Source organism: Hydrogenivirga sp. 128-5-R1-1, from assembly GCF_000171895.1.
This window is the reverse complement of sequence record NZ_ABHJ01000089.1, coordinates 1-2,808: the sequence shown is the minus strand read 5'-3', so window position 1 is coordinate 2,808 and position 2,808 is coordinate 1. Positions and strand designations below refer to the sequence as shown.

Annotated in this window: 3 protein-coding genes, 1 pseudogene and 1 riboswitch; of the genes and pseudogenes, 3 read left to right on the top strand and 1 reads right to left on the bottom strand. The window is 33.8% G+C overall.

Annotated elements, in window-relative coordinates; all coding sequences use genetic code 11:
- The coding region (locus HG1285_RS04970) for a hypothetical protein (RefSeq protein ID WP_008288508.1) at window positions 1-298 on the bottom strand (298 nt) is incomplete at its 3' end.
- A 60-nt stretch (window positions 299-358) separates the two neighbouring features.
- Between HG1285_RS04970 and thpR the strand changes: the two genes are divergently transcribed.
- The 3 genes and pseudogenes from thpR to HG1285_RS04985 all read left to right on the top strand — a co-directional run.
- Entirely contained in the window at window positions 359-901 is a 543-nt protein-coding gene (thpR, locus tag HG1285_RS04975; RefSeq protein WP_008288507.1) for an RNA 2',3'-cyclic phosphodiesterase, read from the top strand.
- A gap of 58 nt (window positions 902-959) precedes the next feature.
- Window positions 960-1,058, top strand: a riboswitch (TPP riboswitch).
- 92 nt (window positions 1,059-1,150) lie between these two features.
- A complete protein-coding gene (gene thiC / locus HG1285_RS04980) occupies window positions 1,151-2,518 on the top strand; it encodes a phosphomethylpyrimidine synthase ThiC (RefSeq protein WP_008288506.1) in 1,368 nt (455 codons plus the stop codon).
- 56 nt (window positions 2,519-2,574) lie between these two features.
- Window positions 2,575-2,808, top strand: a pseudogene (locus HG1285_RS04985) (histidine kinase); the annotation flags it as partial.

Below are 2,808 nucleotides of genomic sequence, written 5' to 3'. Positions count from 1 at the left end.
CAGCAATGGACGGTGCGTCAAAAAATCCAACAGAGAAAGTAAAAGATAGAAAAAATACATATCCTAATGTATTTTTTTGATTAAGCATAGCAAGTACCATTGTGCCAATAGTTATCCCTAAAGAAACAAGCAAGAAGCCCCATTTACCAAGTGAAAGCATTTGAGGGACAAAGTTAAGACCGACCATAGTGCCAATTGCCATGAATAAAAAGCCTACAGCAAGTAGTCCGTAAGTTTTTGCAAGTATAGATGATTTTTCAGCCTGAGGGGCTGTTTGTGAAATATTTCTAATTTCCATTGTTTAAAAACCTCTTTTTTGTCTATATAATATCATAAAGAAAAATAACTGAGGTAAGTTTTGAAAAGAATATTCATAGGAAGTTTTGTAGAAGGGAAAGATATTTTAAAAAACTATACAAAAATAAAAAAAGATTTCAGCGGTATATTAAAAGGTAGATGGACTAAAAACAGAAACTTACATATAACCTACAAATTTTTAGGGAATACAAGTGATGAAAAAATATCAGAAGTAAAATTAAAATTGAAAGACATATTAAATAGAAGCATTAATGTTAATTTAACTTTTCAAGGAATTTCTGCCTTCCCAAATTTGAAAAGTCCAAAAGTTGTATTTATAAAAGTTAAAGATAAAGATAATGTATTGACTGATATACATAATCAGATAAATGAAAAATTATCTTTAATCGGTTTTGAAAAGGATAATAAGCCCTTCATCCCACATATAACAATAAAAAGACCTAAATTTGTTCAAGAAGAAAAATTTATTAGTATGGTGGAAAAATATGAAAATAAAATTATAGGAAAAATGAAAAATATAGAGATAAATATTATAGAAAGTATTTTAACGCCTGAAGGTGCTGTATACAAAAAGCTTAGCTGATAAAAATCATTCTTGTAATGCAGAATAATGAGTATAAATTAATTACCAAAAGAATAGGTTCTCCCGCTGGGGGTAGTCCTTCTTATAGGGCTTGAGAGTATACCCTTGGAACCTGATGCGGTTAATACCGCCGTAGGGAAAGCGGGCTGCTGGACGGCCATCTTTCTAATCAGGTAGAAGGGCGTACTCTACCTTTTTGGAAAGATGGCTTTTTTATTTTATATAGAATTTTAACTGGAGGTATTAGATATGAGTAAATATGCTGTTTCAAGAAGTACTACTTACGGTAAAACTCAGATGGATTATGCAAGGGAAGGTGTGATAACTCCTGAGATGGAATATGTTGCAAAAAGAGAGCAGCTTCCTGTAGAACTTATAAGAGATGAAGTGGCAAGAGGGAGAATGATAATTCCTGCAAATATAAACCACTACAGACTTGAACCTATGGCTATTGGAATTGCTGCGAAATGTAAAGTTAATGCTAATATTGGAAATTCTGCTGTTGTTTCTGATGTGGAAGGAGAACTTGAAAAGTTAAGAGTTGCTTTAAAATACGGAGCAGATACAGTTATGGATTTATCAACTGGTGGGAATATTGATGAAATAAGAGAAGCTATAATTGAAAATTCTCCGGTTCCTATAGGTACAGTTCCAATCTATCAGGCACTTCAGGAAGTTAGGACTATAGAAAATTTAACTGAGCAAGATATTTTAGATATGATAGAACACCAGGCTCAGCAAGGTGTTGATTACATGACTATTCATGCTGGGGTTTTAAGGGAATTTTTACCAATGGTGAACCACAGACTTATGGGTATTGTTTCAAGAGGTGGTTCTATAATGGCTGAATGGATGACAATTCACGGTAAACAGAATCCTCTTTATACTAACTTTGATAAAATCTGTGAAATATTCAAAAAATACGATGTTTCATTTTCATTAGGTGATGGATTAAGACCTGGTTGTATAAATGATGCTTCCGACGAAGCACAGTTTGCTGAGCTTAAAGTACTTGGAGAGCTTACTAAAAAAGCATGGGAACATGGCGTTCAGGTTATGGTAGAAGGACCAGGACACGTTCCTATAGACCAGATTGAAATGAACGTAAGAAAACAACAGGAACTTTGCCATGAAGCACCTTTTTATGTTTTAGGACCATTGGTAACTGATATAGCTCCAGGATACGACCATATTGCGTCTGCTATAGGAGCAGCAATGGCTGGATGGTATGGAGTTTCAATGCTTTGTTATGTTACTCCAAAAGAACATCTTGGTCTTCCAAATGCTGAAGATGTTAAACAAGGGCTTATTGCATATAAAATAGCTGCTCATGCAGCAGACCTTGCAAGACACAGGGTCGGTGCAAAAGAATGGGACGATGCTATGTCTAAAGCAAGATATGAATTTGACTGGGAAAAACAGTTTGAACTTGCGATAGACCCAGAAACAGCAAGAAAATACCATGATGAAACTCTCCCGCAAGAGGGATACAAATCTGCAAAATTCTGTTCAATGTGTGGACCTTCATTCTGTGCATATAGAATTTCTCAAAACGTTCAGGAAAAAGTTGGAGAAAATCCAGAGTTGTTAAATATAGAAACACCAGACAATAAATAATAACAGGGGGCATTTCGCCCCTTTACTTTTTTTCTCATTAGTATATTATTGTATACATGATAAATCCTAAAGAGATATTAGAAAGTATAGAGTTTCCTGTATCTGTAGTAGATAAAGAAGGAAATGTAAAGTATTTAAACTCTTCTGCTAAAGAACTTAAAGTTTTGCTGGGTTTTCCAAAGTTTTTAGAACTAATTAAATATTCAATTTCTATCCCTTTTGTGAAAAACGGTTATTCTGTCAAAGGTATATTAAAGGAACTTGATGGAAACAAATATTTAATTGATGTT